Origin of the sequence: Streptomyces triculaminicus (assembly GCF_017349075.1) — a bacterium.
Taxonomy (GTDB): domain Bacteria; phylum Actinomycetota; class Actinomycetes; order Streptomycetales; family Streptomycetaceae; genus Streptomyces; species Streptomyces triculaminicus.
In genome coordinates this window covers 26,395-51,689 of record NZ_JAFMOF010000002.1, presented here as the reverse complement: position 1 = coordinate 51,689, position 25,295 = coordinate 26,395, and the positions used below count along the sequence as shown (strand labels likewise).

Annotated in this window: 18 protein-coding genes and 2 pseudogenes; 5 read left to right on the top strand and 15 right to left on the bottom strand. The window is 72.0% G+C overall.

Annotated elements, in window-relative coordinates:
* Positions 1–82 precede the first annotated feature (82 nt).
* From tpiA to J1792_RS10175, 10 genes and pseudogenes are all read right to left on the bottom strand, one after another.
* A complete protein-coding gene (gene tpiA / locus J1792_RS10220; RefSeq protein ID WP_086569480.1) occupies positions 83–859 on the bottom strand; it encodes a triose-phosphate isomerase in 777 nt (258 codons plus the stop codon).
* Positions 860–865: 6 nt separating this feature from the next.
* Positions 866–2,077, bottom strand: coding sequence for a phosphoglycerate kinase (locus tag J1792_RS10215; protein ID WP_086569482.1), 1,212 nt, complete (start codon positions 2,075–2,077; stop codon positions 866–868).
* A gap of 145 nt (positions 2,078–2,222) precedes the next feature.
* Entirely contained in the window at positions 2,223–3,227 is a 1,005-nt protein-coding gene (gene gap, locus J1792_RS10210; RefSeq protein WP_086569484.1) for a type I glyceraldehyde-3-phosphate dehydrogenase, read from the bottom strand.
* A 292-nt stretch (positions 3,228–3,519) separates the two neighbouring features.
* Positions 3,520–5,796: pseudogene (locus J1792_RS10205) on the bottom strand (M14 family metallopeptidase); the annotation flags it as partial.
* A 178-nt stretch (positions 5,797–5,974) separates the two neighbouring features.
* On the bottom strand, positions 5,975–6,982 hold the full coding sequence (whiA, locus tag J1792_RS10200; RefSeq protein WP_086569489.1) for a DNA-binding protein WhiA: 1,008 nt from the start codon (positions 6,980–6,982) through the stop codon (positions 5,975–5,977).
* The gene (locus tag J1792_RS10195) at positions 6,973–8,022 is read right to left on the bottom strand and encodes a gluconeogenesis factor YvcK family protein (protein ID WP_086569491.1); all 1,050 of its coding nucleotides are present in this window, start codon (positions 8,020–8,022) and stop codon (positions 6,973–6,975) included. Before J1792_RS10195 ends, whiA begins: the two co-directional genes overlap by 10 nt.
* Positions 8,019–8,951 (bottom strand): RNase adapter RapZ, encoded by a 933-nt coding sequence (rapZ, locus tag J1792_RS10190; protein ID WP_179198874.1) that lies wholly within the window; start codon positions 8,949–8,951, stop codon positions 8,019–8,021. The genes J1792_RS10195 and rapZ overlap by 4 nt, the downstream gene beginning before the upstream one ends.
* A 94-nt stretch (positions 8,952–9,045) precedes the next feature.
* Positions 9,046–11,028 carry an excinuclease ABC subunit UvrC gene (gene uvrC / locus J1792_RS10185; RefSeq protein WP_086569493.1) on the bottom strand — a complete coding sequence of 661 codons (1,983 nt, stop codon included), beginning with the start codon at positions 11,026–11,028 and terminating at the stop codon, positions 9,046–9,048.
* 112 nt (positions 11,029–11,140) lie between these two features.
* Complete coding sequence (locus J1792_RS10180; protein WP_372446094.1) at positions 11,141–11,740, bottom strand: hypothetical protein; 600 nt, start codon at positions 11,738–11,740, stop codon at positions 11,141–11,143.
* Positions 11,741–12,011: 271 nt separating this feature from the next.
* Positions 12,012–12,635: a papain-like cysteine protease family protein gene (locus J1792_RS10175; protein WP_086569363.1), complete on the bottom strand. Its 624-nt coding sequence runs from the start codon at positions 12,633–12,635 to the stop codon at positions 12,012–12,014.
* A gap of 238 nt (positions 12,636–12,873) precedes the next feature.
* Here J1792_RS10175 and J1792_RS10170 point away from each other — a divergent pair, with 238 nt between their 5' ends.
* Complete coding sequence (locus tag J1792_RS10170; protein ID WP_086569361.1) at positions 12,874–13,815, top strand: hypothetical protein; 942 nt, start codon at positions 12,874–12,876, stop codon at positions 13,813–13,815.
* 41 nt (positions 13,816–13,856) lie between these two features.
* Here the strand turns inward: J1792_RS10170 and J1792_RS10165 are convergent, their stop codons facing one another.
* A complete protein-coding gene (locus J1792_RS10165; RefSeq protein ID WP_086569359.1) occupies positions 13,857–14,294 on the bottom strand; it encodes a Rieske (2Fe-2S) protein in 438 nt (145 codons plus the stop codon).
* 131 nt (positions 14,295–14,425) lie between these two features.
* Here J1792_RS10165 and J1792_RS10160 point away from each other — a divergent pair, with 131 nt between their 5' ends.
* Positions 14,426–15,346: a carbohydrate kinase family protein gene (locus J1792_RS10160; RefSeq protein ID WP_207247141.1), complete on the top strand. Its 921-nt coding sequence runs from the start codon at positions 14,426–14,428 to the stop codon at positions 15,344–15,346.
* Between the two features lie 115 nt (positions 15,347–15,461).
* Here the strand turns inward: J1792_RS10160 and uvrA are convergent, their stop codons facing one another.
* Positions 15,462–18,425, bottom strand: a complete 2,964-nt coding sequence (uvrA, locus tag J1792_RS10155; RefSeq protein ID WP_086569355.1) for an excinuclease ABC subunit UvrA — start codon at positions 18,423–18,425, stop codon at positions 15,462–15,464.
* Positions 18,426–18,637: 212 nt separating this feature from the next.
* Between uvrA and J1792_RS10150 the strand changes: the two genes are divergently transcribed.
* From J1792_RS10150 to J1792_RS10140, 3 genes and pseudogenes are all read left to right on the top strand, one after another.
* Positions 18,638–19,324 (top strand): maleylpyruvate isomerase family mycothiol-dependent enzyme, encoded by a 687-nt coding sequence (locus tag J1792_RS10150; protein WP_086569353.1) that lies wholly within the window; start codon positions 18,638–18,640, stop codon positions 19,322–19,324.
* A gap of 10 nt (positions 19,325–19,334) precedes the next feature.
* Complete coding sequence (locus tag J1792_RS10145) at positions 19,335–19,991, top strand: MBL fold metallo-hydrolase (RefSeq protein WP_086569365.1); 657 nt, start codon at positions 19,335–19,337, stop codon at positions 19,989–19,991.
* A 172-nt stretch (positions 19,992–20,163) separates the two neighbouring features.
* Positions 20,164–21,428, top strand: a pseudogene (locus tag J1792_RS10140) (MFS transporter); the annotation flags it as partial.
* A gap of 47 nt (positions 21,429–21,475) precedes the next feature.
* On the opposite strand, the gene J1792_RS10135 reads toward J1792_RS10140, so the two are convergent.
* The 3 genes from J1792_RS10135 to J1792_RS10125 all read right to left on the bottom strand — a co-directional run bounded on the left by J1792_RS10135 (position 21,476) and on the right by J1792_RS10125 (position 25,261).
* Complete coding sequence (locus tag J1792_RS10135; protein ID WP_207247140.1) at positions 21,476–22,501, bottom strand: TerC family protein; 1,026 nt, start codon at positions 22,499–22,501, stop codon at positions 21,476–21,478.
* A gap of 109 nt (positions 22,502–22,610) precedes the next feature.
* Positions 22,611–24,575 (bottom strand): TerD family protein, encoded by a 1,965-nt coding sequence (locus J1792_RS10130; RefSeq protein ID WP_207247139.1) that lies wholly within the window; start codon positions 24,573–24,575, stop codon positions 22,611–22,613.
* 107 nt (positions 24,576–24,682) lie between these two features.
* The gene (locus J1792_RS10125) at positions 24,683–25,261 is read right to left on the bottom strand and encodes a TerD family protein (protein WP_086573324.1); all 579 of its coding nucleotides are present in this window, start codon (positions 25,259–25,261) and stop codon (positions 24,683–24,685) included.
* Positions 25,262–25,295 lie beyond the last annotated feature (34 nt).

Below are 25,295 nucleotides of genomic sequence, written 5' to 3'. Positions count from 1 at the left end.
CAATGCTGCGGGGCCGGGGGGCGCGTTTGCGCCGGTCCCGGCCCCGACAGGGTACGACGGCGCGGGGCCGTCGTCATAGTTGCTACTGGTCGCGGAAGCGCACGATCTTGACGAACTCGTCCGCGTCGAGCGCGGCGCCGCCGATCAGGGCGCCGTCCACGTCGGGCTGGGCCATGATCGCCGCGATGTTGCCGGACTTGACCGAGCCGCCGTACTGGATGCGCACCTTGTCGGCGAGCTCCTGGCCGTAGAGCTCGGCCAGCTTGCCGCGGATGGCCCCGCAGACCTCCTGGGCGTCCTCGGGGGTGGCGACCTCGCCGGTGCCGATGGCCCAGACGGGCTCGTAGGCGATGACGATGCTCTCGGCCTGCTCGGCCGGGATGTCCTTCAGACCGCCCTCGACCTGCGCGAGGCTGTACGCGACCTGGTTGCCCGCCTTGCGGACGTCCAGGCCCTCGCCGACGCACAGGATCGGCGTCAGGCCGTGCCGGAAGGCGGCCTTGACCTTGGCGTTGCAGAGCTCGTCGGACTCGCCGTGGTACTGGCGGCGCTCGGAGTGCCCGACGGCCACGTACGTGCACTTGAGCTTCGAGAGCATCGCGCCGGAGATCTCGCCGGTGTAGGCACCGGAGTCGTAGGCCGAGATGTCCTGGGCGCCGTACTTGATCTTCAGCTTGTCGCCGTCGACCAGGGTCTGCACCGAGCGCAGGTCGGTGAAGGGCGGCAGGACCGCGACCTCGGTGCCCTCGTAGTCCTTGTCGACGAGCGCGAAGGCGAGCTTCTGGACGTGGGCGATGGCCTCGAGGTGGTTGAGGTTCATCTTCCAGTTGCCCGCCATCAGCGGGGTACGTGCACTCACAGTGGTTCAGTCCTCCAGTGCGGCGAGGCCGGGGAGCGGCTTGCCCTCGAGGTACTCGAGGCTGGCGCCACCGCCGGTCGAAATGTGGCCGAAAGCGTTCTCGTCGAAGCCCAGGATGCGCACGGCCGCGGCCGAGTCGCCACCACCGACGACGGTGAAGGCGGAGCTGTCGAGCAGACCCTGCGCCACGGCCTTGGTGCCGCCCGCGTAGTCGGGGTGCTCGAAGACGCCCATCGGACCGTTCCAGAAGACGGTGCCGGCGTCGGCGAGCTTCGAGGCGTAGAGCTCACGCGTCTTCGGGCCGATGTCCAGGCCCTCCTTGTCCGCCGGGATGGCGTCCGAGGCGACGAGCTCCGGGTTGGCCGGGGCCTTGGTCTTCAGGTCCGGGAAGTCGGCGGAGACCAGGACGTCGACGGGGAGGACGAACTCCACGCCGCGCTTCTCGGCCCGCGCCAGGTACTCCAGGCAGACCGGGATCTGGTCCTCCTGCAGCAGCGAGATGCCGACCTCGTGGCCCTTGGCCTTGAGGAAGGTGTACGACATGCCGCCGCCGATGAGGATGCGGTCGGCCTTCTCCAGCAGGTTGTCGATGACGCCCAGCTTGTCGGAGACCTTGGCACCGCCGAGGACCACGACGTAGGGGCGCGCGACGTCCTCGGTGAGCTTCTTCAGGACGCCGACCTCGGTGGCGATCAGGTCGCCGGCGGCGTGCGGCAGGCGCGCCGGGAGGTCGAAGACCGAGGCGTGCTTGCGGTGCACCGCACCGAAGCCGTCACCGACGTAGAGGTCGGCCAGGGCCGCCAGCTCATCGGCGAAGGCGCCGCGCTCGGCCTCGTCCTTGCTGGTCTCGCCCGCGTTGAAGCGGAGGTTCTCCAGCAGCGTGACCTCGCCGTTCGCCAGTGCGGCGACGGTGGCCTTCGCGCTGTCGCCGACCGTGTCGGTGGCGAACGAGACCTGCTTGCCCAGGATCTCGCCGAGCCGCGCGGCGGCGGGGGCGAGGGAGAACCGGGGCTCCGGGGCGCCCTTGGGACGGCCCAGGTGGGAGGCGACGATCACCTTGGCGCCCGCCTCGGCGAGCTTGGCGATCGTCGGCGCGACGGCGCGGATGCGACCGTCGTCGGTGATGGTGGTGCCCTCGAGGGGGACGTTGAGGTCGGCGCGGACGAAGATCCGCTTGCCCTCGACACCGTCCTGGAGGAGTTCGTCGATCGTCTTCATGCAGTTGACTCCGGTGACTTCCGTGATCCGCCCAGCGGCAGCTGGGGGACAGTCATGGGACGGGGCCCGTGCGACGCTTCATCGCGTCGTACGAGCCCCGTCCCCTACATCCCGTTGCCTGTGACGCCAGTCGTTCAGGCGAAGATCAGAGCTGGCCGCCGACGAAGACGGTCAGGTCGACCAGGCGGTTGGAGTAGCCCCACTCGTTGTCGTACCAGCCGACGACCTTGACCTGCTTGCCCTGGACCATGGTCAGGGAGGAGTCGAAGGTGCAGGAGGCCGGCCAGTTGACGATGTCGGAGGAGACGATCGCGTCCTCGGTGTACTCGAGGATGCCCTTGAGCTGACCCTCGGCGGCCTTCTGGAAGGCGGCGTTGATCTCGTCCTTGCTGGCCTCGCGGTCCAGCTCCAGGACCAGGTCGGTGACCGAGCCGGTCGGGACCGGGACGCGCATGGCGATGCCGTCCAGCTTGCCCTTCAGCTGGGGCAGGACCAGGGCGGTGGCCTTGGCGGCACCGGTCGAGGTCGGGATGATGTTCTCCGCGGCGGCGCGGGCGCGGCGCAGGTCCGAGTGCGGGAAGTCCAGGATGCGCTGGTCGTTGGTGTACGCGTGGACCGTGGTCATCATGCCCTTGACGATGCCGAAGGTCTCGTCGAGGACCTTGGCCATCGGCGCCACGCAGTTGGTGGTGCAGGAGGCGTTGGAGATGACGTGGTGGTTGGCCGCGTCGTACTTCTCGTGGTTGACGCCCATCACGATGGTGATGTCCTCGTTCTTGGCCGGAGCCGAGATGAGGACCTTCTTCGCGCCGGCGGCCAGGTGCTTGGCCGCGTCCTCACGCTTGGTGAAGATGCCGGTGGACTCGATGACGATGTCGGCGCCCAGCTCGCCCCAGGGCAGCGCGGCCGGGTCACGCTCGGCCATCGTCTTGAAGGTCATGGAACCGACGGTGATCGTGTCGTCGGTGTGGCTGACGTCCTGCTTGAGGCGACCCAGGATGGTGTCGTACTTCAGCAGGTGCACCAGGGTGGCGTTGTCGGTCAGGTCGTTGACACCGACGATCTCGATGTCCGCGCCCTGCTCCAGGAGCGCGCGGAAGTAGTTACGACCGATACGGCCAAAGCCGTTGATGCCTACGCGGATCGTCACGAACCGATCTCCTCGTTGGTGTGCCGGACTGTCCGCCGGCGGGTGTATGGGATGTCCCCGACCACCACCGACCCTACCTCTAACAGGGGAGGTACGTGACATTGGCGGCCCGGGGCCGAAACCCTTCGGGCGACTGGGATCGAACGAGCGGTCGGGGGCCCGAACGAGCAAAGAAGGCCGCCCGGTATGAGGTGGTTCGTCAACCGCCGACGGCACGCAGCGCGGCACCTGCCAACGCGGCCCGTTCACGACCGTCCGCGACGTTCTCGAGGCCGAAGCCCAGCAGCACGGTGTCACGCGTAGTGACGGCCGCCGACCAGCGCGCCTTCGCGCCCGCTCCGTCACGGGGAGTGACCTTCGGGGTGTACTCGCCGGCGGCGGCGCTGCGGAACAGCGGGAAGGTCTCGGGCGGCAGGACGTCGGAGATGGGGCTGAAGGAGCCGGCGCTGCGCAGCGGGCCGGCGCCCGAGGCGGCGCCGAGGGCGGCCGTGGTGCCCGCGAGCTCGCCGCCACCGGTGAAGCGGGTCGGACCGGCCTGGGCGCGCCGGTCGTCCGCGCCGAGGTAGTACTGGCTGAAGTCGTCGGTGTCGGCGTCGCCGATCTGCACGCCGCCGCCCGCCTCGGTGCCGGCGGTGATCAGCTTGCCGCCCTCGTTGACGAAGTCCCGCACGGCCAGCAGGGTGGCGCCGTCGGGGCGGGAGGCGCCGGAGTACCACAGCACGGTGTCGAAGTGGCCGAGCACGCCCAGCGCCGGGGGTGCGCCCTTGGTCGCGACGTCCCAGACGACGGTCTTGCGGCCGTTGTCGGCGAGGGCCTTGGTGTAGAGGGCGGCGTCGTGCGCGGGCTTCTTCCCGCCCTCGTCGGCGATGACCAGGGTGTCGGCGCGGGGTGTGGCGGCGACGGTGTAGGTGAAGGGCTCGCTGGCGGTCGCCCTGCCCTCCCGGGTGCGGCCGGTGAACCAGACGCTGACGGTGGAGCCGGGCCGGGCGCCTTCGACGGTGGCGCGGTACTGGTCGAAGCGGATGTTGTCCTCGCCGCCGTAGCGGTCGCCGCCGTCCCAGGCCCTGAGCTCCTCGGTGTGCGTCCGGCCGCCGTCGATCCGGAAGTTCAGGTGCTTGTCGGCGACGCTCTTGCGGGCGGTGACGGCGACGGTCTGCCGGCCGCCGCGCGCGTAGGAGGTGGTGAAGGCGTGCGGGGTGAAGTCGGGGGCGCTCAGGCCGACGGCGGAGACGGGACGGTCGCCGAGTACGGCGGTCTCGGCGACGGAGAGCGCGAAGGGGACGTTCTTCGCGAACTCCTGCTGGATCAGCTTCTCGTCGTCGGGGAAGGTGAAGATGGAGCGGCAGTCGCCCGGCTTCCAGCGGTCGTCGGGGTCCACGGCGGAGGCCGTCTGGCAGGTCGACATCTCGGGGGTGATCATCATCGTGCCGTTGACGTTGCCCGCGTGGCCGTCGGCGTCGCCGTTGGTGGTGTAGAGCTCGGAGGAGACCTGCGGCCGGTAGCCGGGTATCGCGGGCTTGCCGGGGGTGCCGGCCAGTGCCCGGTAGAGGACGTCGTCGGGGGTGGCGGTGGCGACCTGCCAGCCCACGCCGTAGAGGATCAGCTCGGCCGCGGAATGGTAGTTGACGGCGTAGCGGAAGGCGTGGCGCTTCTCGAAGGCGTCCAGGGCCTTGGTCTCGGGCTCGGAGGCGGGGGCCGGGCCGCGGTAGACCTCGGACGCCGGCTGGGGGGAGGAACCCTCGTTGTCGTAGCCCCACTTGTAGGGGAAGTTGCGGTTGAGGTCCACTCCGTCGCGGGCAGTGATCTTGCCGTCGCCGTCGTTGTCGCGGAGGTTCTTGCGCCAGAGCCGGTTGGCGGGGCTCTGGAAGGTGTAGTCGTAGCCGTCGGGGTTGGCGGACAGCACGAACCACAGCTCGGCGGAGTCCACGAGCTTCGTGATCCGCTGGTCCTTGCCGTAGCGGTCGAGGTAGTGGTGCATCAGCCGCCGGGTCATCTCCGGGGTGATCCACTCGCGGGCGTGCTGGTTGGCCATGTAGAGCACGGCGGGCCGGGAGCCGTCGGGGCTCTTCGCGGCGTTCTTGGACACCTTCATGGCGAGGATGTCCTGGCCGCGGGTGGTCTTGCCGATGGAGACCACCTTCGTCAGGCCCGGGTGGGCCCGTCCGGTGTCCCTGATCTCCTGCTGGAGGCCGTTCTTCCCGCTGTACGGGCGGAAGACGCCGTCGCCGGCGGCCTGGGTGTGCTCGAGCACGCCCTTGGGCAGGCGCTTCTCGGTGAGGCGTACGCCCTGGTCCCGCAGCCCCTGGGCCTGGTCGGCGGTGAGGTCGAGTTCGACGGGCACGGCCTTGTCGCCGGTGACGCGCCCGCCCAGTTCGTGACCGTCGATGCCCGCCCGGAGCAGGAGCGGGACCTGGGCCGCGGTGACCTCGGCGGTCCAGACGGACAGCGCGCCGCTATCGGCCCGCGGGGCCGCTTCGGCGGCCGGTCGCGCGTGTGCGTCGGGAGTGGCGGCGAGCACGCCGAGGAACAGCGAAGCCACCGCGAGGACTGATCCAGCCCTGCGTCTCATGAGCCCCCCTTGCTGTTGTCTGCCACGTGAGTACGTGGGCGCCAGCCTGGTAACGCATCATGATCATGTCAACGGCGCCTTTCGCGCCGGGCCTGAGCGGCGCGACGGGCCCGCACAGCGCGACGCCCCCGCCACCCTGGGCGGGTGACGGGGGCGCGGGAGACGCAGGAACGGCGGGTCAGCCGACCATGCCCTCGGCCATCTCCTCGGACAGGTCCGAGAGGTCGGAGAGGTTGGACTCCGTGCCGGGGATGCCCAGGTCCTGGGCCCGCTTGTCGGCCATGGCCAGCAGGCGGCGGATCCGGCCCGCGACGGCGTCCTTGGTCAGCGGCGGCTCCGCGAGGGCGCCCAGCTCCTCCAGGGAGGCCTGCTTGTGCTCCATGCGCAGCCGGCCGGCGGCCGCGAGGTGCTCGGGAACCTCCTCGCCGAGGATCTCCAGCGCCCGCTGGACGCGCGCGCCCGCCGCGACGGCGGCCCGGGCCGAGCGGCGCAGGTTGGCGTCGTCGAAGTTGGCCAGGCGGTTGGCGGTCGCCCGGACCTCGCGGCGCATCCGCCGCTCCTCCCAGGCCAGCACGGACTCATGGGCACCGAGCCGCGTCAACAGCGCGCCGATCGCGTCACCGTCCCGGACGACCACCCGGTCCACTCCGCGCACCTCCCGGGCCTTGGCCGCGATCTGCAGCCGACGGGCCGCGCCGACCAGCGCCAGCGCCGCCTCCGGGCCGGGGCAGGTGACCTCGAGGGAGGAGGACCGGCCGGGCTCGGTGAGCGAGCCGTGGGCCAGGAAGGCGCCCCGCCAGGCGGCCTCCGCGTCACAGGTGGCACCCGAGACGACCTGCGGGGGCAGCCCGCGGATCGGCCGGCCGCGGCCGTCGACCAGGCCGGTCTGGCGCGCCAGCTGGTCACCGCCCGCCACCACCCGCACCACGTACCGGCTGCCGCGGCGCAGCCCGCCGGGGGCCATCACCACCAGGTCGGAGGCGTGACCGAAGATCTCCAGGATGTCCTTGCGCAGTCGCCGGGCGGCGATCCCGGTGTCCAGCTCCGCCTCGATCACGATGCGCCCGCTGACCAGGTGCAGACCGCCCGCGAAGCGCAGGATCGCCGAGACCTCCGCTTTCCGGCAGCAGGTCCGGGTGACGGGGAGCCGGGAGATTTCGTCCTTCACCGCTGCCGTCATCGCCATGGGCCGATCCTTCCATGCATCCGAAAAATACGGTCGTACGCGGCGGCCAACAGCTCCGGATCGTGCGTCGGGCAGCCGTCGGGCGAGGCGACCGGCGCCAGCTCGACCGTGGCCCCCAGCCGCTTGGCGGCGTCGGTGAGGCTCTGCCGGTCGGGCACGGCGGCCTCGTCGGCCAGCACCACGTCCAGGGCGAGTTTAGGGGCGTGTCGGGCCAAAACCTCCAAATGACGCTGCGGGGAGAAGCCATCGGTTTCCCCGGGCTGCGGGGCGAGGTTCAACGACAGCACCCGGCGGGCCTTGGTCTCCTGCAGGGCCTGCAGGAGCTCGGGCACGAGCAGGTGCGGGATGACGGAGGAGAACCACGAGCCGGGCCCGAGCACCACCCAGTCCGCGTCGAGCACCGCCTCCACGGCCTCGGGCACCGCCGGCGGGTCCTCCGGGACGACGTGCACGGACTGCACCTCGCCCGGGGTGAGCGCCACGGTGGCCTGGCCGCACACCGTGCTGACGGCGTCGGGGGCGGCCGGGTCGTGGCCCCGCACCAGCGCCTGCAGCTCGAGCGGGACCGCCGACATGGGCAGCACCCGGCCGTGCGCGCCGAGCAGCTTGCCGACCAGGTCCAGGGCCTGCACATGGTCGCCCAGCTGCTCCCAGAGGGCGACGATCAGCAGATTGCCGACGGCGTGGCCGTGCAGGTCGCCCCGGCTCTCGAAGCGGTGCTTGATCACCCGGGCCCAGGTCTGCCCCCATTCGTCGTCGCCGCACAGCGCCGCCAGCGCCTTGCGGAGGTCGCCGGGCGGCAGCACACCCAGCTCGTCGCGCAGCCGGCCGCTGGAGCCGCCGTCGTCGGCGACGGTCACGACCGCCGTCAGGTCGCCGGTGATCCGGCGCAGCGCCGCGAGCGAGGCGGACAACCCGTGGCCGCCGCCGAGGGCGACGACCTTGGGCTGCGCGCCACGGCCCGCACCGCGCTCGCCGCCGCGCGCCCGGCCGGGCACCAGCTTGCGGACGCGGCGCATCCTGAAGGTGCGGCCGGTCACTCGCGCCCCATGTCCCGGTGGACGACGACGGTCTCGACGCCCTCCGAGACCAGGCGGTGGGCGAGCTTCTCGGACATGGCGACGGAGCGGTGCTTGCCGCCGGTGCAGCCGACCGCGATCGTCACGTAGCGCTTGCCCTCGCGGCGGTAGCCGGCGGCGATCAGCTGGAGGAGCTCGGTGTAGCGGTCGAGGAACTCCTTGGCGCCGGGCTGGTTGAAGACGTAGCCCGAGACCTCCTCGTTCAGGCCCGTGAAGGGGCGCAGCTCCGGCACCCAGTGCGGGTTGGGCAGGAAGCGGCAGTCCACGACGAGGTCGGCGTCGACGGGCAGGCCGTACTTGTAGCCGAAGGACATCACGGTGGCCCGCAGCTCGGGTTCCTCCTCGCCGGCGAACTGGGCGTCCATCTTGGCGCGCAGCTCGTGGACGTTGAGGCTGGAGGTGTCGATGACCAGGTCCGCGTCGCCGCGCAGCTCGCGCAGCAGGTCACGCTCGGCGGCGATGCCGTCGACGATGCGGCCCGAGCCCTGGAGCGGGTGCGGGCGGCGCACCGACTCGAAGCGGCGCACCAGGGCGTCGTCGGACGCCTCGAGGAAGATCACCCGCCGCTTGACCTTCTTGGCCTCCAGGTCGGCCAGGGACTCGCGCAGGTTGTCGAAGAAGCGCCGGCCGCGGACGTCCACGACCACCGCGATGCGGGCCACGTTGCCCTGGGAGCGGGCGCCGAGGTCCACCATGGTGGGGATCAGCGCGGGCGGCAGGTTGTCCACGACGAACCAGCCGAGGTCCTCCAGACACTTGGCGGCGGTGCTGCGCCCCGCCCCCGACATGCCCGAGATGATCACCAGCTCGGGGATACCCGCCGTCTCACCGGCCGCATCCGCCGTCGTGCCCGTACTCACCTGTGCTCCGTCCCGATCGGTCTCGTTCATGTGCGTTCCCCCGTTCTGCCGACGGCGCCACGGGCGCCGTCCCGTCTTCCATACTGCGGCTTCCGCGGGCCCGGGTCCTGTCCGGCCAGGTCCATCATTCCTCCGCGTCGTCCATGATCTCGCCCGTGGCCATGTTGACAGCCGGCGCGGGCGGCGCCGCCCCGGCCAGCGCCGCGGCGATCGTCTCGGCGGTCTTGCGGCCGATGCCGGGCGTCTCGCAGATCTGCTCGACCGTGGCGGCCCGCAGCCGCTTGAGCGAGCCGAAGTGCTTGAGCAGCGCCTGCCTGCGGGTCTCGCCGAGGCCCGGGACCGCGTCCAGCGGGCCCGCGCGCAGGGTCTTGGTCCGCTTGCTGCGCTGGTAGGAGATGGCGAAGCGGTGCGCCTCGTCGCGGACGCGCTGCAGGAGGTAGAGGCCCTCGCTGGTGCGCGGCAGGACCACGGGGTCGTCCTCGCCGGGCAGCCAGACCTCCTCCAGCCGCTTGGCGAGGCCGCAGACGGCCACGTCGGTGATCCCGAGCTCGTCCAGGGCCCGCTGGGCGGCGGCGACCTGCGGCTGACCGCCGTCGACGACCACGAGCTGCGGGGGGTAGGCGAAGCGCTTGGGCTTTCCGTCGTCCTCCGGCAGCGGATCCTCGATCTCGCCGCCGGGGGCCTCCTCGGCCCACTCCCCCGTCTTCATCTTCTCCCGCAGATAGCGGCGGAAGCGCCGGGAGACGACCTCGTGCATGGAGCGGACGTCGTCCTGCCCCTCGAAGCCCTTGATCTGGAAGCGGCGGTACTCGCTCTTGCGGGCCAGGCCGTCCTCGAAGACGACCATGGACGCCACCACGTCCTGCCCCTGCAGGTGGGAGATGTCGAAGCACTCCACGCGCAGCGGCGCGGAGTCCAGGCCGAGCGCCTCGGCGATCTCCTCCAGGGCGCGGGAGCGGGTGGTCAGGTCGGAGGCGCGCTTGGTCTTGTGCAGGACGAGGGCCTGCTGGGCGTTGCGCTGGACCGTCGCCATCAGGTCCTTCTTGTCGCCGCGCTGGGGGATCCGCAGGTCGACGCGGGCGCCGCGGCGCTCGCCCAGCCACTGGGCGACGGGCTCCACGGGCTCCGGCAGGGCCGGGACCAGGACCTCCTTGGGGACCGCGTCGCCGCTCTCCTCGCCGTAGAGCTGCTGCAGGGCGTGCTCGACGAGGCCGGCGGTGTCGACCGCCTCGACCTTGTCGGTGACCCAGCCGCGCTGGCCGCGCACCCGGCCGCCGCGGACGTGGAAGATCTGCACGGCGGCTTCGAGTTCGTCCTCGGCGACCGCGATCAGGTCGGCGTCGGTGGCGTCGGCGAGCACGACGGCGTTCTTCTCCATGGCGCGCCGGAGCGCCTCTATGTCGTCGCGCAGCCGGGCGGCCTTCTCGTATTCCATCTCCTCGGCCGCATCCTGCATCCGCTGTTCCAAACGCCGGATGTACGCACCGGTACGGCCGGCCATGAAGTCGCAGAACTCTTCGGCCAGTTCGCGGTGCTCCTCGGCGCTGACGCGGCCGACGCAGGGCGCGGAGCACTTGCCGATGTACCCCAGCAGGCAGGGCCGGCCGATCTGGGCGGAGCGCTTGAACACCCCGGCCGAGCAGGTCCGTACGGGAAAGACGCGCAGCATCAGGTCGACGGTCTCGCGGATGGCCCAGGCGTGGGCGTACGGGCCGAAGTAGCGCACGCCCTTCTTCTTGGGGCCGCGCATGACCTGGACGCGGGGGAATTCCTCGTTCAGCGTGACGGCGAGCGAGGGGTAGCTCTTGTCGTCGCGGTACTTCACGTTGAAGCGCGGGTCGTACTCCTTGATCCAGGAGTACTCCAGCTGCAGGGCCTCGACCTCGGTGGAGACCACGGTCCACTCCACGGAGGCGGCCGTGGTGACCATGGTGCGGGTGCGCGGGTGCAGGCCGGCGAGGTCCTGGAAGTACGAGGAGAGCCGCTGGCGCAGGCTCTTCGCCTTCCCGACGTAGATCACGCGGCCGTGCTCGTCCCGGAATCTGTAGACCCCCGGCGAGTCGGGGATCTGTCCCGGCTTGGGTCGGTAGCTGCTGGGGTCGGCCATGTCACACACCCTACTTGCGGGCAGTGACAACACCATCGCCCAGCCGGGCGCGGGACGGGGCGAGGGCGCCCTCCGGGCCCGTGGTCCCGGGTCCGGAGGGCGCCCTCGGAGGTCAGCGCCGCCGGAGCCTGCGGGCGGCCACGACCGACAGGCCCAGGCCCAGGGCGGCCGCGCCCGCGGCCTTCGCGGCGGTGGCCGTGACCGGCGGGCCGCCGTCGCCCTCCGGCGCCGCGGTCGCCGGCCGGTCCGCGCCGGAGCCCGCCGCACCGGACCCGGCCGCCGCGGCGTTCTCGCCGAAGCCGCCGGCCATGCCCTTCTTCGCGTAGGCCGAACCCGGCAGCTTGTCGCCGTAGGCCTTCCGCACCCGGTCGCGGTAGGCGTCGACGGTGGTGCCCTTGTCCCCGATCGCACGGACCGCGTCCTCGTCGAGCGGGAGCACCCGGTCGCCGCGCTGCACGTACCAGGCGTTGATCTGGGGCTCGCGGAAGACGGTGCCGCCGGTGAGCCGGTGGGCGCCCTCGGCTGCGTAGCGCGTCTCGTCGTCGCCGGTGGCGATGTTGACCACCTTCCAGGCGTCCTTGGTGCGCACGGTCCACACCGAGGCCTTCTGGCCGTCGGCCGAGACCGCCGCGCTGGCGAGGAAGTCGAGCTGCGCGATCGCGGCGTCGTGGCCGCCCGCCACGAACGCCGGCGAGAGGGTGTAGACGGGCACCGTGGCGCCCTCGATCCGCGGGTGGGCCGCACTCCTGGCGACGGCGCCGTCGCGGGCGAAGAAGCGGGAGAGCGTCTCGAGCGTCGAGGGGGCGGAGGCCGCCTCGTGCGCGGCGGCGACGCCCGCGGCCGGCGGGGGCGCGGGGCCGCCGGGGGCGGGGCGGCGTGCGCGAGGGGCGCGAGGCCGAGCAGGGCGAGGGTGAGGGCGCCCGCGGCGGCCGCGCGGGAGGCGTCGCGGCGGGAGTGGAGGGGCCTGCGGTCGGTCATCGCCCTCACGCTCCGATCCGGTAGAGCGAGTGGGTCCAGGAGAACTGGTCGTTGTTGACGTACCAGCTGTGCGACGCCCAGTTGTAGCGGTTGCTGGAGGGCCATGGATCGCCCCAGTAGACCATGCTGTCCGCGTCGTCGTACCCGTAGAGGACGTGCATATGGCCGCCGCCGGAGGACCACTGGATGCGGGTCTCGACCGGGCGGCCCGCGTTGATTTCACTCTGCACGGTGGGGTAGCGCAGCCAGCCGCTCACATACGAACCGGCGTTGATGCCGGCCCAGTCGAGAGCGTTCTGCACATTGCCGAGCGTGGCCTGGTTGTTGGGGCACGTGGTGCCCTGCTGGCGGTTGAAGGCGGCATTGCAGAACTGGTTCTGGCTGTAATTGCGGCCGAACCAGGTCGCGATGGTGTTTCCGGACGCGGCCCAGCACCAATTGTTCTTCTGCTGGGCCTGCATGGTGATGTCGAGCCTCTTGGCCGCACGCAGGGGCGCCTGTTCGCCGGTGGTCGCGCTCGCCGTGGTGGGGACGGAGAGCAGGACGGAGGCGACAAGTGCCGCGAGGGACAGCCGTCTGCCGCGTATGCGGGTCTTTCCAGTATGTGCCGATGCCGGAGCACGGGTCATTTTCGCGTTCCTCGCCGTTGGGGGGTTGTGGTGGAGGAGCGCGTCCGGACGCGTGTGAGGAGCATCGGGTGTTGTCGAGGACTGGTCAACCAGCTTCAATACGGCGTGAGAGCACGCTGTGAACGGATCGAATCGGATGTGAACAAGCGGTGCCCGTCCAAGAGGAATGCGGCACACCTGGTCACCGGGGCCCCGACCACCGTTCGTGAATATTCACATTCACGCAAGGAGCGAGCGGATGGCACGCAGCAGCATCGGCGCTGCCGAGGCCGAACTGGCCCGGGCGCTGCGCACGGGCCCCTTCCACCTGGCCCTGCGCACGGCCCTTACGGCGCGCGGGCTGGCCCTGCACCGGGTCCAGCATCGGCTGGCGCAACGCGGGGTCAAGGTCGGGGTGACGAGCCTGAGTTACTGGCAGCAGGGCGTCCGGCGGCCCCGGCGGGCGGAGTCCCTGCGGGCGGTGCGGATGCTGGAGGAGGTGCTCGACCTGCCCGCGCAGGCCCTGACCCGGTTACTCTCCGACGCGCCGGTCCCTCCCCGCCCGGACCGCCCGGCCGCCCGCTCGTACCGCACCCTGGTCGAGGAGGCGGGTGCCGTGGAACGGCTGCTGGGCGAGCTGGAGTCGCCGGCCGACGGCGGGCTGCACACCGTCTGCCAGCTCGAGCGGGTCTTCATCGGCCCCCGCCGGGAGATGCGCGAGCGCTCCTCCCACCACGTGGTGCGGGCGCACCGCGACGGGGTGGACCGCTATGTGGCCATCCACCACGGCGACCCCGGCTGCGATCCGGGGCGGGTGACCGTACGGGCGGGAGAGAACTGCCGGGTGGGGCGCGTGCGGTGGCACACGGCGTCCGGGGTGCTGGTGGCCGAGCTGCTCTTCGACACCCGGCTGCGCACCGGCGAGACATACGTCTTCGGCTACGGCTTCGACGACGGCACGGGCGGCGTCAGCGGCGAGTACGTCCGGGGCTTCAGCTTCGCGGGCGGGCAGTACGTGCTGCAGGTCCGCTTCGACGACGACGCCCTGCCCGTGCGCTGCCGCCGCTTCGCCCAGAGCGCGGCGGGCGCGCCCCGGCACGGGCAGCAGGAGCTGACCCTGTCGGGGCGGCACCGGGGCGTGCACCTGGTGGAACAGGGGGTACGGCCGGGCATCCTGGGTATCGCGTGGGACTGGTGCTGAGCGTGCCGCCGACCGCCCTTCGACGCGTCTACCCGGGCGGGTCAGGCCGCGGGGCCGGCGATCAGCTTTCCGCCGTCGGCCTTGACGGGCACGGACGGCAGCGGGGCGCCGGCCGGGCCCTGGAGGACCTTGCCGGTGGCGGCGTCGAACACGCTGCCGTGGCAGGGGCACGTGACCTTGCCGTCCTCAACCTTGTCGACCACGCAGCCGGCGTGGGTGCACACGGCGCTGAACGCCTTGTACTCCCCCTCGGCGGTCTGTGCGACGACCAGCTTCTGCTCGCGGTAGAGCCGGGCCCCGCCGACCGGGACCTCGCCCTTGGCCCCGAGGTCGACCGGAGCCGTGGGCGTGGCCGAGCCGCCCTCCTTGCCGCCGGTGCAGGCGCTCGCGCACAGCCCGGCGGCCCCGGCCAGGGCGGCGCCGCGCAGCACGGTGCGGCGAGACGCCGAGGGAACGGCCGGAACAGCGGGGGAGGACATGGCGGGCTCCAACGGGGAGACGGGCATCCGGGCGGCCCCGGTGCGACGGGACGCGGCGCCGGGACGCGATGGCACGACGTGGTGACAATACCGGGAGCATTCGCTCCGCCGACCCGAGAGGACTCCCCCCAGTGATCGTCGTAGCCGGTGAAGCGCTGATCGATCTCGTCCCCGGCGGCCCCGGAGGCGACGACGGCCTGCCGGCGCTGCTGCCCCGGCGCGGCGGCGGCCCGTACAACACCGCCGTGGCGCTGGGGCGGCTGGGCACGCCGGCCGCCTTCTGCTCCCGCGTGTCCACGGACGGCTTCGGGGAGGCGCTGCTGGACGGGCTTCGGGCCGCGGGCGTGGACCTCTCGCTCGTCCAGCGCGGCCCGGAGCCGACGACGCTCGCGGTGGCGGCCGTCGGAGCGGACGGCTCGGCGGGCTACGGCTTCTATGCGGGCGGCACGGCGGACCGTCTCTTCGCGCTGCCGGGCCCGCTGCCGGACGAGACGCTCGCCCTGTGCCTGGGGACGTGCTCGCTGGCCCTGGAGCCCGGCGCGAGCGCCTACGAGGCGCTGCTGCGGCGGGAGGCCCGGCGCGGGGTCTTCATCCTGCTCGACCCCAACGTCCGGCCCGGCGTCATCCCGGACGCCGCCGCCTACCGCGAGCGCTTCCGCTCCTGGCTGCCGGACGTGCGCCTGCTGAAGCTGTCCGCCGAGGACGCCGAGTGGCTGGGCGGCTCCCCCGCCGACTGGGCGGCCCGGGGCCCGGAAGCGGTCGTGGTCACCCGGGGCGGCGAGGGGATGTCCGTCCACACCCGCGACGGCCGTACGTACGCCGTCCCGGCCGAGCGGGTCGAGGTGAGGGACACCATCGGCGCGGGCGACACCGTGAACGCGGCGCTGCTGCACCGCCTGGCGGCGGCGGGCGCGCTCTCCCCCGCCGGGCTCGCCGACCTGGACGCGGCGGCCTGGACCGCCATCCTGTCCTTCGCCGCCCGCGCGGCGGCCCTGACCTGCGCCCGGACCGGCGCGGAACCGCCGTACGCGGCGGAGCTGGCGCCGTCGTAGCCGGACGGGCCCGGATCCGAGCCGGGCCGGGACCCGAGCCGGACGGGCCTGGATCCCGGGTCAGGACGGGCCGGGACGCCGGGTCCCCGCTACGCCCCGGACCCGGGAGTCCCCGCTACGCCCGGGGCGCCCGCGCCGCCGTCGTCTTCTTGGCGGCGGTCTTCTTGGCCGCGGCCTTCTTCGCCGGCGCCTTCTTGGCCGCCTTCCGCGTCGCCGGCACCGACGGCGCGTCGCTGACGCGCTCGCCCAGGATGTCCCGCAGGAACTTGCCGGTGTGGCTGGCCGGAACCGACGCGACCTCCTCCGGCGTGCCCTCGGCGACCACGAGGCCACCGCCCGAGCCGCCCTCGGGGCCCATGTCGACGACCCAGTCGGCGGTCTTGATCACATCGAGGTTGTGCTCGATGACGATCACGGTGTTGCCCTTGTCGACCAGCCCCGACAGCACGGTGATCAGCTTGCTGATGTCCTCGAAGTGCAGGCCGGTCGTCGGCTCGTCGAGGACGTAGACCGTGCGTCCGGTGGACCGCTTCTGCAGCTCGCTCGCGAGCTTCACCCGCTGCGCCTCGCCGCCGGAGAGGGTCGGCGCGGACTGTCCGAGCCGGACGTAGCCCAGGCCCACCTCGTGGAGCGTGCGCAGGTGGCGTGCGATCGTCGGCACGGCCTCGAAGAAGGCGAGCGCCTCCTCGATCGGCATGTCCAGCACCTCGGCGATGGACTTGCCCTTGTAGTGGACCTCCAGGGTCTCCCGGTTGTAGCGCGCACCGTGGCAGACCTCGCACGGCACGTACACGTCCGGCAGGAAGTTCATCTCGATCTTGATGGTGCCGTCGCCGGAGCAGTTCTCGCAGCGGCCGCCCTTGACGTTGAAGGAGAAGCGGCCGGGCAGGTAACCCCGGACCTTCGCCTCCATCGTCTCGGCGAAGAGCTTGCGGACGTGGTCGAAGACGCCGGTGTACGTGGCCGGGTTGGAGCGCGGCGTACGGCCGATGGGCGACTGGTCGACGTGCACGACCTTGTCGACCAGCTCGTCGCCGTCCACGCGCGTGTGCCGGCCGGGCACCGCCCGCGCGGCGTTGAGCTCGCGCGCCAGGTGGGTGTAGAGGATGTCGTTGACCAGCGTCGACTTGCCCGAACCCGAGACGCCCGTGACGGCGGTGAGCACCCCGAGCGGGAAGGAGACGTCGATATCGCGCAGGTTGTTCTCCCGGGCGCCGCGCACGGTCAGCCGGCGCGTGGGGTCCACGGGGCGGCGTACGTCCGGCGTGGCGATGGACCGCTTGCCGGACAGGTACTGCCCGGTCATCGAGGCCTCACTGCTCAGCAGCTCCTTGAGGGGACCGCTGTGGACGACCTTGCCGCCGTGCTCGCCGGCGCCGGGGCCGATGTCGACGACCCAGTCGGCGACCTTGATCGTGTCCTCGTCGTGCTCGACGACGATGAGGGTGTTGCCCATGTCGCGCAGGCGGACGAGGGTCTCGATGAGACGGTGGTTGTCGCGCTGGTGCAGGCCGATGGAGGGCTCGTCGAGGACGTACAGCACGCCCACCAGGCCGGAACCGATCTGCGTGGCCAGGCGGATGCGCTGGGCCTCGCCGCCGGAGAGCGTGCCGGCCGCGCGGTTGAGCGAGAGGTAGTCCAGGCCGACGTCGACCAGGAACCGCAGCCGTTCGTTGACCTCCTTCAGCACCCGCTCGGCGATCTTCTTCTCGCGGCCGGTGAGCTTCATGTCGCGCAGGAAGTCGGCGCAGTCGCTGATCGACATCGCGGAGACCTCCGCGATGGAACGGCCCTGCACGGTGACCGCGAGGACGATCGGCTTCAGGCGCGTGCCCTCACAGGTCGGGCAGTGCACCTCGCGCATGTAGCCCTCGAAGCGCTCACGGCTGGAGTCGCTCTCGGCCTCGGAGTGGCGCCGCTTGACGAACGGCACCGCGCCCTCGAAGGCGGTGGTGTACGCGCGCTCGCGTCCGTAGCGGTTGCGGTAGCGCACCTCGATCTGCGTCTTGTGGCCGTTGAGCAGGGCCTTCTTGGCCCGCTGGGGCAGCCCGGCCCAGGGGATGTCCGTACGGAAGCCCAGCGCGTCGGCGAGCGCCCCGACCAGGCGGCTGAAGTAGTCCTTGGTGTGGCCGTGCGACCAGGGGCTGATCGCGCCCTCGTCGAGGGACTTGTCCTCGTCCGGGACGATCAGCTCGGGGTCCACCTCCATGCGCGTGCCGATGCCGGTGCAGTCGGGGCAGGCGCCGAAGGGGGAGTTGAAGGAGAACGAGCGCGGCTCGAGCTCCTCGAAGGACAGGTCGTCGTACGGGCAGTAGAGGTGCTCGGAGAACATCCGCTCACGCTCTGGGTCGTCCTCGGGGAGGTCGACGAAGTCGAGGATCACCATGCCGCCGGACAGGCCCAGCGCCGTCTCGACGGAGTCGGTCAGCCGGCGCTTGGCGCTCTCCTTGACGGTGAGGCGGTCGACGACCACCTCGATGGTGTGCTTCTCCTGCTTCTTCAGCTTCGGCGGGTCGGTGAGCTGGATGGTCTCGCCGTCGACCCGGGCGCGGCTGTAGCCCTTGGTCTGGAGGTCGGCGAAGAGATCGACGAACTCGCCCTTGCGCTCGCGCACCAGCGGGGAGAGCACCTGGAAGCGGCTGCCCTCCGGCAGCTCCAGCACCCGGTCCACGATGGCCTGCGGCGACTGGCGGGAGATGGGCCGCGCGCACTCGGGGCAGTGCGGCTTGCCGATCCGGGCGAAGAGCAGGCGGAGGTAGTCGTAGACCTCGGTGATGGTGCCGACCGTGGAGCGCGGGTTGCGCGAGGTCGACTTCTGGTCGATGGAGACGGCCGGGGACAGGCCCTCGATGAAGTCCACATCGGGCTTGTCCATCTGCCCGAGGAACTGCCGTGCGTAGGAGGAGAGCGACTCAACGTAGCGGCGCTGCCCCTCGGCGAAGATCGTGTCGAACGCGAGCGACGACTTGCCCGACCCCGAGAGCCCGGTGAAGACGATGAGGGAGTCACGCGGGAGGTCGAGCGAGACGTTCTTGAGATTGTGCTCGCGAGCGCCACGGACGATGAGACGGTCAGCCACGCGGGTCGGCACCTTTCGTGAGAGTCGGCTCTGGAGAGCGGTGCGGGGGTGGGCCGCGGCCCCTCGATCCAGAGTACGGGGGGCGTCTGACAACCACGGGCCACCTGGATGTCGTAAGCGATGCCACTCACGAGCCTATAGCACGCATATTCGATTTACGGCGGAGAGGCGACTCCTTCACTCGAAGGAGTGGCGGAGTTATCGTCGGCCGCATGAGTGATCATGTGCACGACCTGAACGCCGTACGGGAGGCGACCGACCGGCTGCTCTCCGCGCTCGCCGGACTGGACAACGCCGCGCTCGCCGGGCCGTCACGGCTCCCCGGCTGGACCCGCGGTCACGTCCTCGCCCACCTCTCCCGCAACGCCGACGCCCTGGTGAACGTGCTGGAGGGGCGCCCCATGTACGCCAGCTCCGAGGAGCGCGACGCCGACATCGAGCGGGACACCCCCCGCCCCCTCGACGCCCAGATCGCCGACCTGCGCGAGAGCACCGAGGGCTTCGTACGGACGGCCACCGCGCCCGCCGACTGGAGCCGCACCGTCATCATGCGCAACGGCGTCACCGAGAAGGCCGCCCGCATCCCCTTCCGCCGCCTCATGGAGGTCGAGCTGCACCACGTCGACCTCGGCATCGGCTATGAGCTGGAGGACCTGCCGGACGCGTTCACCGCCGGCGAGATCGAGTTCCTCGCCGACCGCTTCCTGGACAACCCCGCCGTGCCGGCGATCGTGGTGGCCGCCACCGACGGCCGGCGGTGGCGCACCGGCCGCGCGGACGGCGACCCGCTGACGGTCACCGGCCCGGCGCCCGCGCTGCTCGGCTGGCTGGCCGGACGGCGCGACGGCACGGGGCTGGAAACGGGTGGCGCTCCCCTGCCCGTTCTGCCCGCGCTATAGGGTGATCACCATGACGTACAGCGGAGCGGTAGAGGTCGGCGGACCTGCGGACGTACACGAGTTGGCCGATCTGATGATCTCCAAGGTCGCGGTCGGACCGATGAACAACAACGCCTATCTGCTGCGCTGCCGCGCGACCGACGAGCAGTTGCTGATCGACGCCGCCGCGGAGCCGCACACCCTGCTCTCGCTGATCGGCGACAGCGGTATCGCCTCGGTGGTCACGACCCATCAGCACGCCGACCACTGGGGCGCGCTGCGCGAGGTGGTCGACGCCACCGGCGCCCGCACCTACGCCGGCCGGCTCGACGCCGAGGGCATTCCCGTGCCCACCGACGTGCTCGTCGAGGACGGCGACGTCATCCGCGTCGGCCGCGTGGAGCTGACGGCCCGCCACCTCGTGGGCCACACCCCGGGCAGCATCGCCCTGGTCTACGACGACCCGCACGGCCACGCGCATGTCTTCACCGGCGACTGCCTCTTCCCCGGCGGCGTGGGCAACACCCACGACGACCCCAAGGCCTTCGCCAGCCTCCTCCACGACGTCGAGACCAAGATCTTCGGTGAGCTCACCGACGAGACCTGGGTCTACCCCGGCCACGGCAACGACACCACGCTCGGCGCCGAGCGCCCCCACCTCGCGGAGTGGCGCGAGCGCGGCTGGTGACGCGGGGCGGGAGCCCCCGGTAGCGCGTCGTCCGCACGACAGGCGGACGGCGCGATTCCGTCGCGCCCCCGCCGATGCCTCCTTCACGCTCCCGCTTCCGGCCCAACGCCCCCGTTTCCCGGGCCTCCCGGCGGAAGTTGGGCCGTACATGAATCGTGACCGCTCCCCGGCCATGTTCCGCCTGGCGGCCGCCTCCATGGCCGGCACCGCCATCGAGTTCTACGACTTCTTCGCCTACGGCACCGCGGCCGCGCTCGTCCTGGGCCGGCTGTTCTTCCCCGGCACCTCCCCCCTCGTCGGCACCCTCGCCGCCTTCGGCACCTTCGGCGTCGGCTTCATCGCCCGCCCCCTGGGCTCGATGCTCTTCGGCCACATCGGCGACCGCCTCGGCCGCCGCCCGGTGCTCATCTCCTCCCTGCTGCTGACCGGCCTCGCCACCGTCGCGGTCGGCTTCGTGCCCACCTATCGCGACATCGGCGTCGCCGCGCCCATGCTGCTCCTCCTCCTGCGCTTCCTGCAGGGGCTGGGCGTCGGCGGCGAATGGGGCGGCGCCGTCCTGCTCACCACCGAGCACGCCCCCGCCCACCGCCGCGCCCTGTGGGCGAGCTTCCCCAGATCGGCCCCGCCCTCGGCTTCCTGCTCGCCAACAGCATCACCCTGACCCTCTCGGCCACCCTGACGGAGGCGCAGTTCCTGTCCTGGGGCTGGCGCGTACCGTTCTGGGCGGCCGGCGTCCTGGCCGCGCTGGGCCTGCTGCTGCGCAGCGGGCTCACCGAGACCCCCGACTTCCGCGAACTGTCCGACGGCGACGCCCTCGCCACGCTCCCCCTGGCCGAGGTCGTCCGCGACCACTGGCGGCTGCTCCTGCTCACCGCCGGGGCGCTGTCGTTCGGCTACGCCGTCTTCTACGCGGTCACCACCTGGTCGCTGGCCTACGGCACCGAACGGCTCGGCGTCGACCGGACCGTCATGCTCGGCTGCGCCATGGCGGCGGTCGCCGTCAACGGCGCGGCCACCCCGCTGGTCGCCCTCCTCTCCGACCGCTACGGCCGCCGCCCGCTGTGCCTGGCCGGCTGCGCCGCCGTCACGCTGTGGATGTTCCCGCTGGTCGGCCTCCTGCAGTCCGGCCGCCCCGCCCTGATGCTGCTGGGCTTCGTCGTCGCCATGCTGGCCTTCGGCACCGCCTTCGGCGCCATCGGCGCCTACCTGCCCGAGCTGTTCGAGGCCAGGGTGCGCTGCACGGGCTCGGCCGTCGGCTACAACCTGGCGGGCATCCTGGGCGGTGCCGTCACCCCCCTGGTGGCCACCGCCGCCGCCCGGGGCGACGGGACGCCCTGGGGCGTCGCGGCCTATCTGTCCGGCGTCGCCCTGCTCAGCATGGCCTGCTTCCTGCTGCTGCCCGAGACCCGTCCCACGCCCGCCGCACCCCCGCCGCCGCCACCGGCCCGGCCCCCGCCTGAGCGGGCGTCCGCCGGAGGGGAGGGTCAGACGCGGGCGCTCGCCCGGTCGTCCTTGCCCTCCCCGGCCGCCGGTGCCGCCACGGCGGCCTCGGCGGCCTCCTCCCGCGCCTGCCGGGCCGAGGCCCGCAGGCTGGTGACGGTCGTGACGGCCAGCACCGCGCAGATGACGCCGAGCGAGACCGGGATGCTGATCTCGGGGACGGCGACGCCGTTCTCGTGCAGGGCGTGCAGGACGAGCTTGACGCCGATGAAGCCGAGGATGACCGACAGGCCGTAGGAGAGGTGGACCAGCTTCTTCAGCAGGCCGCCGATCAGGAAGTACAGCTGGCGCAGGCCCATGAGGGCGAAGGCGTTGGCGGTGAAGACGATGTACGGGTCCTGGGTGAGGCCGAAGATCGCGGGTATGGAGTCCATCGCGAAGAGCACATCGGTGGTGCCGATCGCCAGCATGACGATCAGCATGGGGGTCACCAGCCGCTTGTCGTTCTCGGTGATGAACAGCTTCGTGCCGTGGTAGCGGTCGGTGGAGGGGAAGCGCCGCTCGACCAGCTTCAGGAAGCGGTTCTCCTCGAACTCCTCCTCGTCCTCGTCCGCCCGCGCCTCCTGGATGAGCTTCCACGCGGTCCAGATCAGGAAGGCGCCGAAGAGGTAGAAGACCCAGGAGAAGTTGGCGATGATCGCGGCGCCGGCGCCGATGAACACGGCGCGCAGGACCAGGGCGATCAGGACGCCCACCATGAGCACCCGCTGCTGGTAGACCGGCGGGACGGCGAACTTCGCCATGATCAGGACGAAGACGAAGAGGTTGTCGACGCTCAGCGACTTCTCCGTGATGAAGCCGGCGAAGAACTCGCCGGCCGGAGCACCGCCGCCGAATATCCAGAGCCCCAGCCCGAAGAGCCCGGCCAGGGCCACCCAGACCGCCGTCCACACGCCCGCCTCCTTCACGGAGACCTCGTGCGGCTTACGGCCTCCGATGAAGAAGTCGGCGGCGATGAGGGCACACAGACCAAGGATGGTCAGCGTCCACAGGGTCAGGGAGACGTCCACTGTTCCTCCGGTACGTCGTACGGGCGTACGGCAGTTCCCAAAACAGTACAGGAAACACCAAGGAACAGTAAAGAGAAACCCAAAACCCCAGCTCAGGACCGGTTGCTCGTCAGATGCCATACGCCTTCCGGGCCTGCCCGACGCGCCGGAGCACCTGCCGCAGCACATCGCTGCCGGACGGGGCCAGCGACGGCTCGTACGTCCAGGAGTGCCCCACCCACGGGTCGGCGAGGTGGTCGTCGGGCACCGGCGTGACGCGCAGCAGCGAACGCCACAGCGGATCCAGCACCGGCCCGTACGCCCGGGCGTCGTCGCGGTCGGCGACCATCATCAGGTGCACGCCCACCGACGGCCCCTCGTCCGCGAGGTAGCGCAGCTGGGTCACGGAGCGGTCGTCGAAGCCGTGCGGGAAGTCGTTGACGATCAGCAGCTGCTCGGCGGTGTCGAGGTCCGGCGGGAGCGAGTCCACGGCCCCGCTGCGGACCGCCATCTGCACCAGATCGACGCGCTGCGTCAGCCGCCCCAGCACCTCCGACACGCCCCGGGCCCCCGCCATGGGCGGTTCCTTCAGCGCCCCGTGCTCCAGCAGCGGGGCCAGCGCCGTGCCGGCCGCGCCCGCCGGGTCGATGACGTGCACCGAGTAGTCGCCGACCGGGTGGACGGCCAGCAGCCGCGCGGCGTGGGAGACCGCGCAGTCCAGGGCGAGCCGGCGCCGTTCGGCGGCGTCCACCAGGCTCGCGTCCGCGCCGCCCGCGGAGCGGCCGCTGTCGATCCACAGTCCGCGCTCCAGCGGCAGCCGCACCAGCATGGGGATGCGCAGGCCCCTGCGCTCGGGCAGGTGCAGGTCCCCCAGCCGCAGCGCCATCGGCGTCTCCAGCGGGACCTGGTAGGCCTGCCACACCGGGTTGTCCCAGCGCGCGAAGGCGGGCGGCAGCGCGTGCTCGACGACCTCGGCCTCCACGACGAGCCGGTCGAGGTCCCGGTCGAGCGCGGCGCGCGCCTGCTCGACCAGCTCCGCCTGGCGGGCCCGCGCCTCCTGACGGGCGGCGTCGGCGGCCGGGCCGACCCGGGTGCTCGGGTCGGACAGCACCCGGTCCAGCTCCTGCTCCAGGCGCGACTCCGCGAAGTCGACCGCGCTGCGGTAGGCGGCGGTCGCGCGGGCCAGGTCCTCGAACATGCCCCAGACCTGGTTGTAGAGCCGCTCGTTCATGGTCCAGCCTGTGGCGTCGCCCGCCACCGGCTGGTACGGCTGTCCCGGCTCCGCGGCCGGGGCGGCGGGCGCCGGCTCCGGCGGCGCCGAGGTCCGGCGTCCGGGATGGCGGTAGCTGACGGGGCCGACGGAGGCCGCGCCCGGCTCCGGGACGGAACCCCCGCTTCCGGCCGGACCGCCATCGCCCGCCGCGGCGCCACCTCCCGCCGGAGCGGCCGGCACCACCGGGTCGTGGCCGGCCGCGCCGACAGCCGTCCGGCCGTCCGCGGCACCGCCGCCGACCTGCGCGGGCGGCGCGGCGACCGCGCGGGCCACGCCCTGGGCGATCGCCTCCTCGATGCGGGCCGCCGTCTCGGCGGCCCGGGGCAGCCCCTGGTCGTGCAGCATGGCGGTCAGGCCGCCCGCGTATCCCTGGCCGACCGCCCGTACCTTCCAGGCGCCCTGCCTGCGGTAGAGCTCCAGGGCGACGACCGCCGACTCGGCGTCCAGTCCGGTGACGGTGTAGTTGGCCATCTCCGTGCCGTCGGTGCCGGTGACGGCGAGGAAGGGGGCGGCCAGCGCCCCGAAGCGGTCCGGGCCACCGGTCCCGGAGGGCAGGGCGAGCAGGACGTTGACCCGGTGCGCGGTCTCCGGGAGGGCGTCGAGGTCGACCGCCAGCCGGTGCTCGGCGGCGGCCTGCCGGGACACCTCCAGGCCCGGCAGCTTCGGCGACGCGGGGTGAGCGACCCATTCATCGCCCGGAACCCTGCCGTCCGCGTTGCCGAGCGTCACCCCCGCCATCACCGGTTGGCCCGCCGAGACCCGGATCTCCAGTCGTGTCCCGGACAGCGGGTGGTTCTGCCCCCGCACCAGCTCGGCCGTCATCGCCGCTTCCCCTCGTTGTGTCGTGCTCGCTGTGTGCCGAGGGCCCGGCGGATGCTCCGCCGGGCCCTGTCGCCGCTCGTCGGGCCGCCCATGGCGGCCCGGACGGATTACAGGACGGTCTGGATCTCCGCCAGCAGGTCCTGGAAGGTCCGGCCGTTGGCCGGGGTGCCGATGGCCGTCATCTGCCAGCCGTTGCCCACACGGTGCACCTTCGCCATGATCTGCGCGGTGTACTGGCCGCCGCCGTCGAGGGTGTAGCGCGCGAGCTCCTGGCCGGTGGTCTCGTCGACCAGGCGGCAGAAGGCGTTCTGCACCTCGGCGAAGGTCTGGCCGGTGAAGGAGTTCACCGTGAAGACGATGTTGTTGACGTGCACGGGGACGCGCTGCAGGTCGACGAGGATCGCCTCGTCGTCGCCGCCCTGGCCCGCGCCGCCGACCAGGTTGTCGCCCGTGTGGCGCACCGAGCCGTCCTTGCTGACCAGCTGCTGGAAGAAGGCCACGTCGACCGGCTGCTTGTCGGCGAAGAGCACCGCCGACGCGTCCAGGTCGATCTCCCGCGTGCGCGATCCGAACAGTCCGCGGCGAGGGGCCGCCTGCCAGCCCAGCCCCATCCGCACCGCGGTCAGGGTGCCCCCATCGGCCTTCTGCAGGCTGATGCCCTGGCCCTTGGACAAATTGACCGTCACGCGCGTCCCTCTCGTTCGTTCATCCCCGTGACCG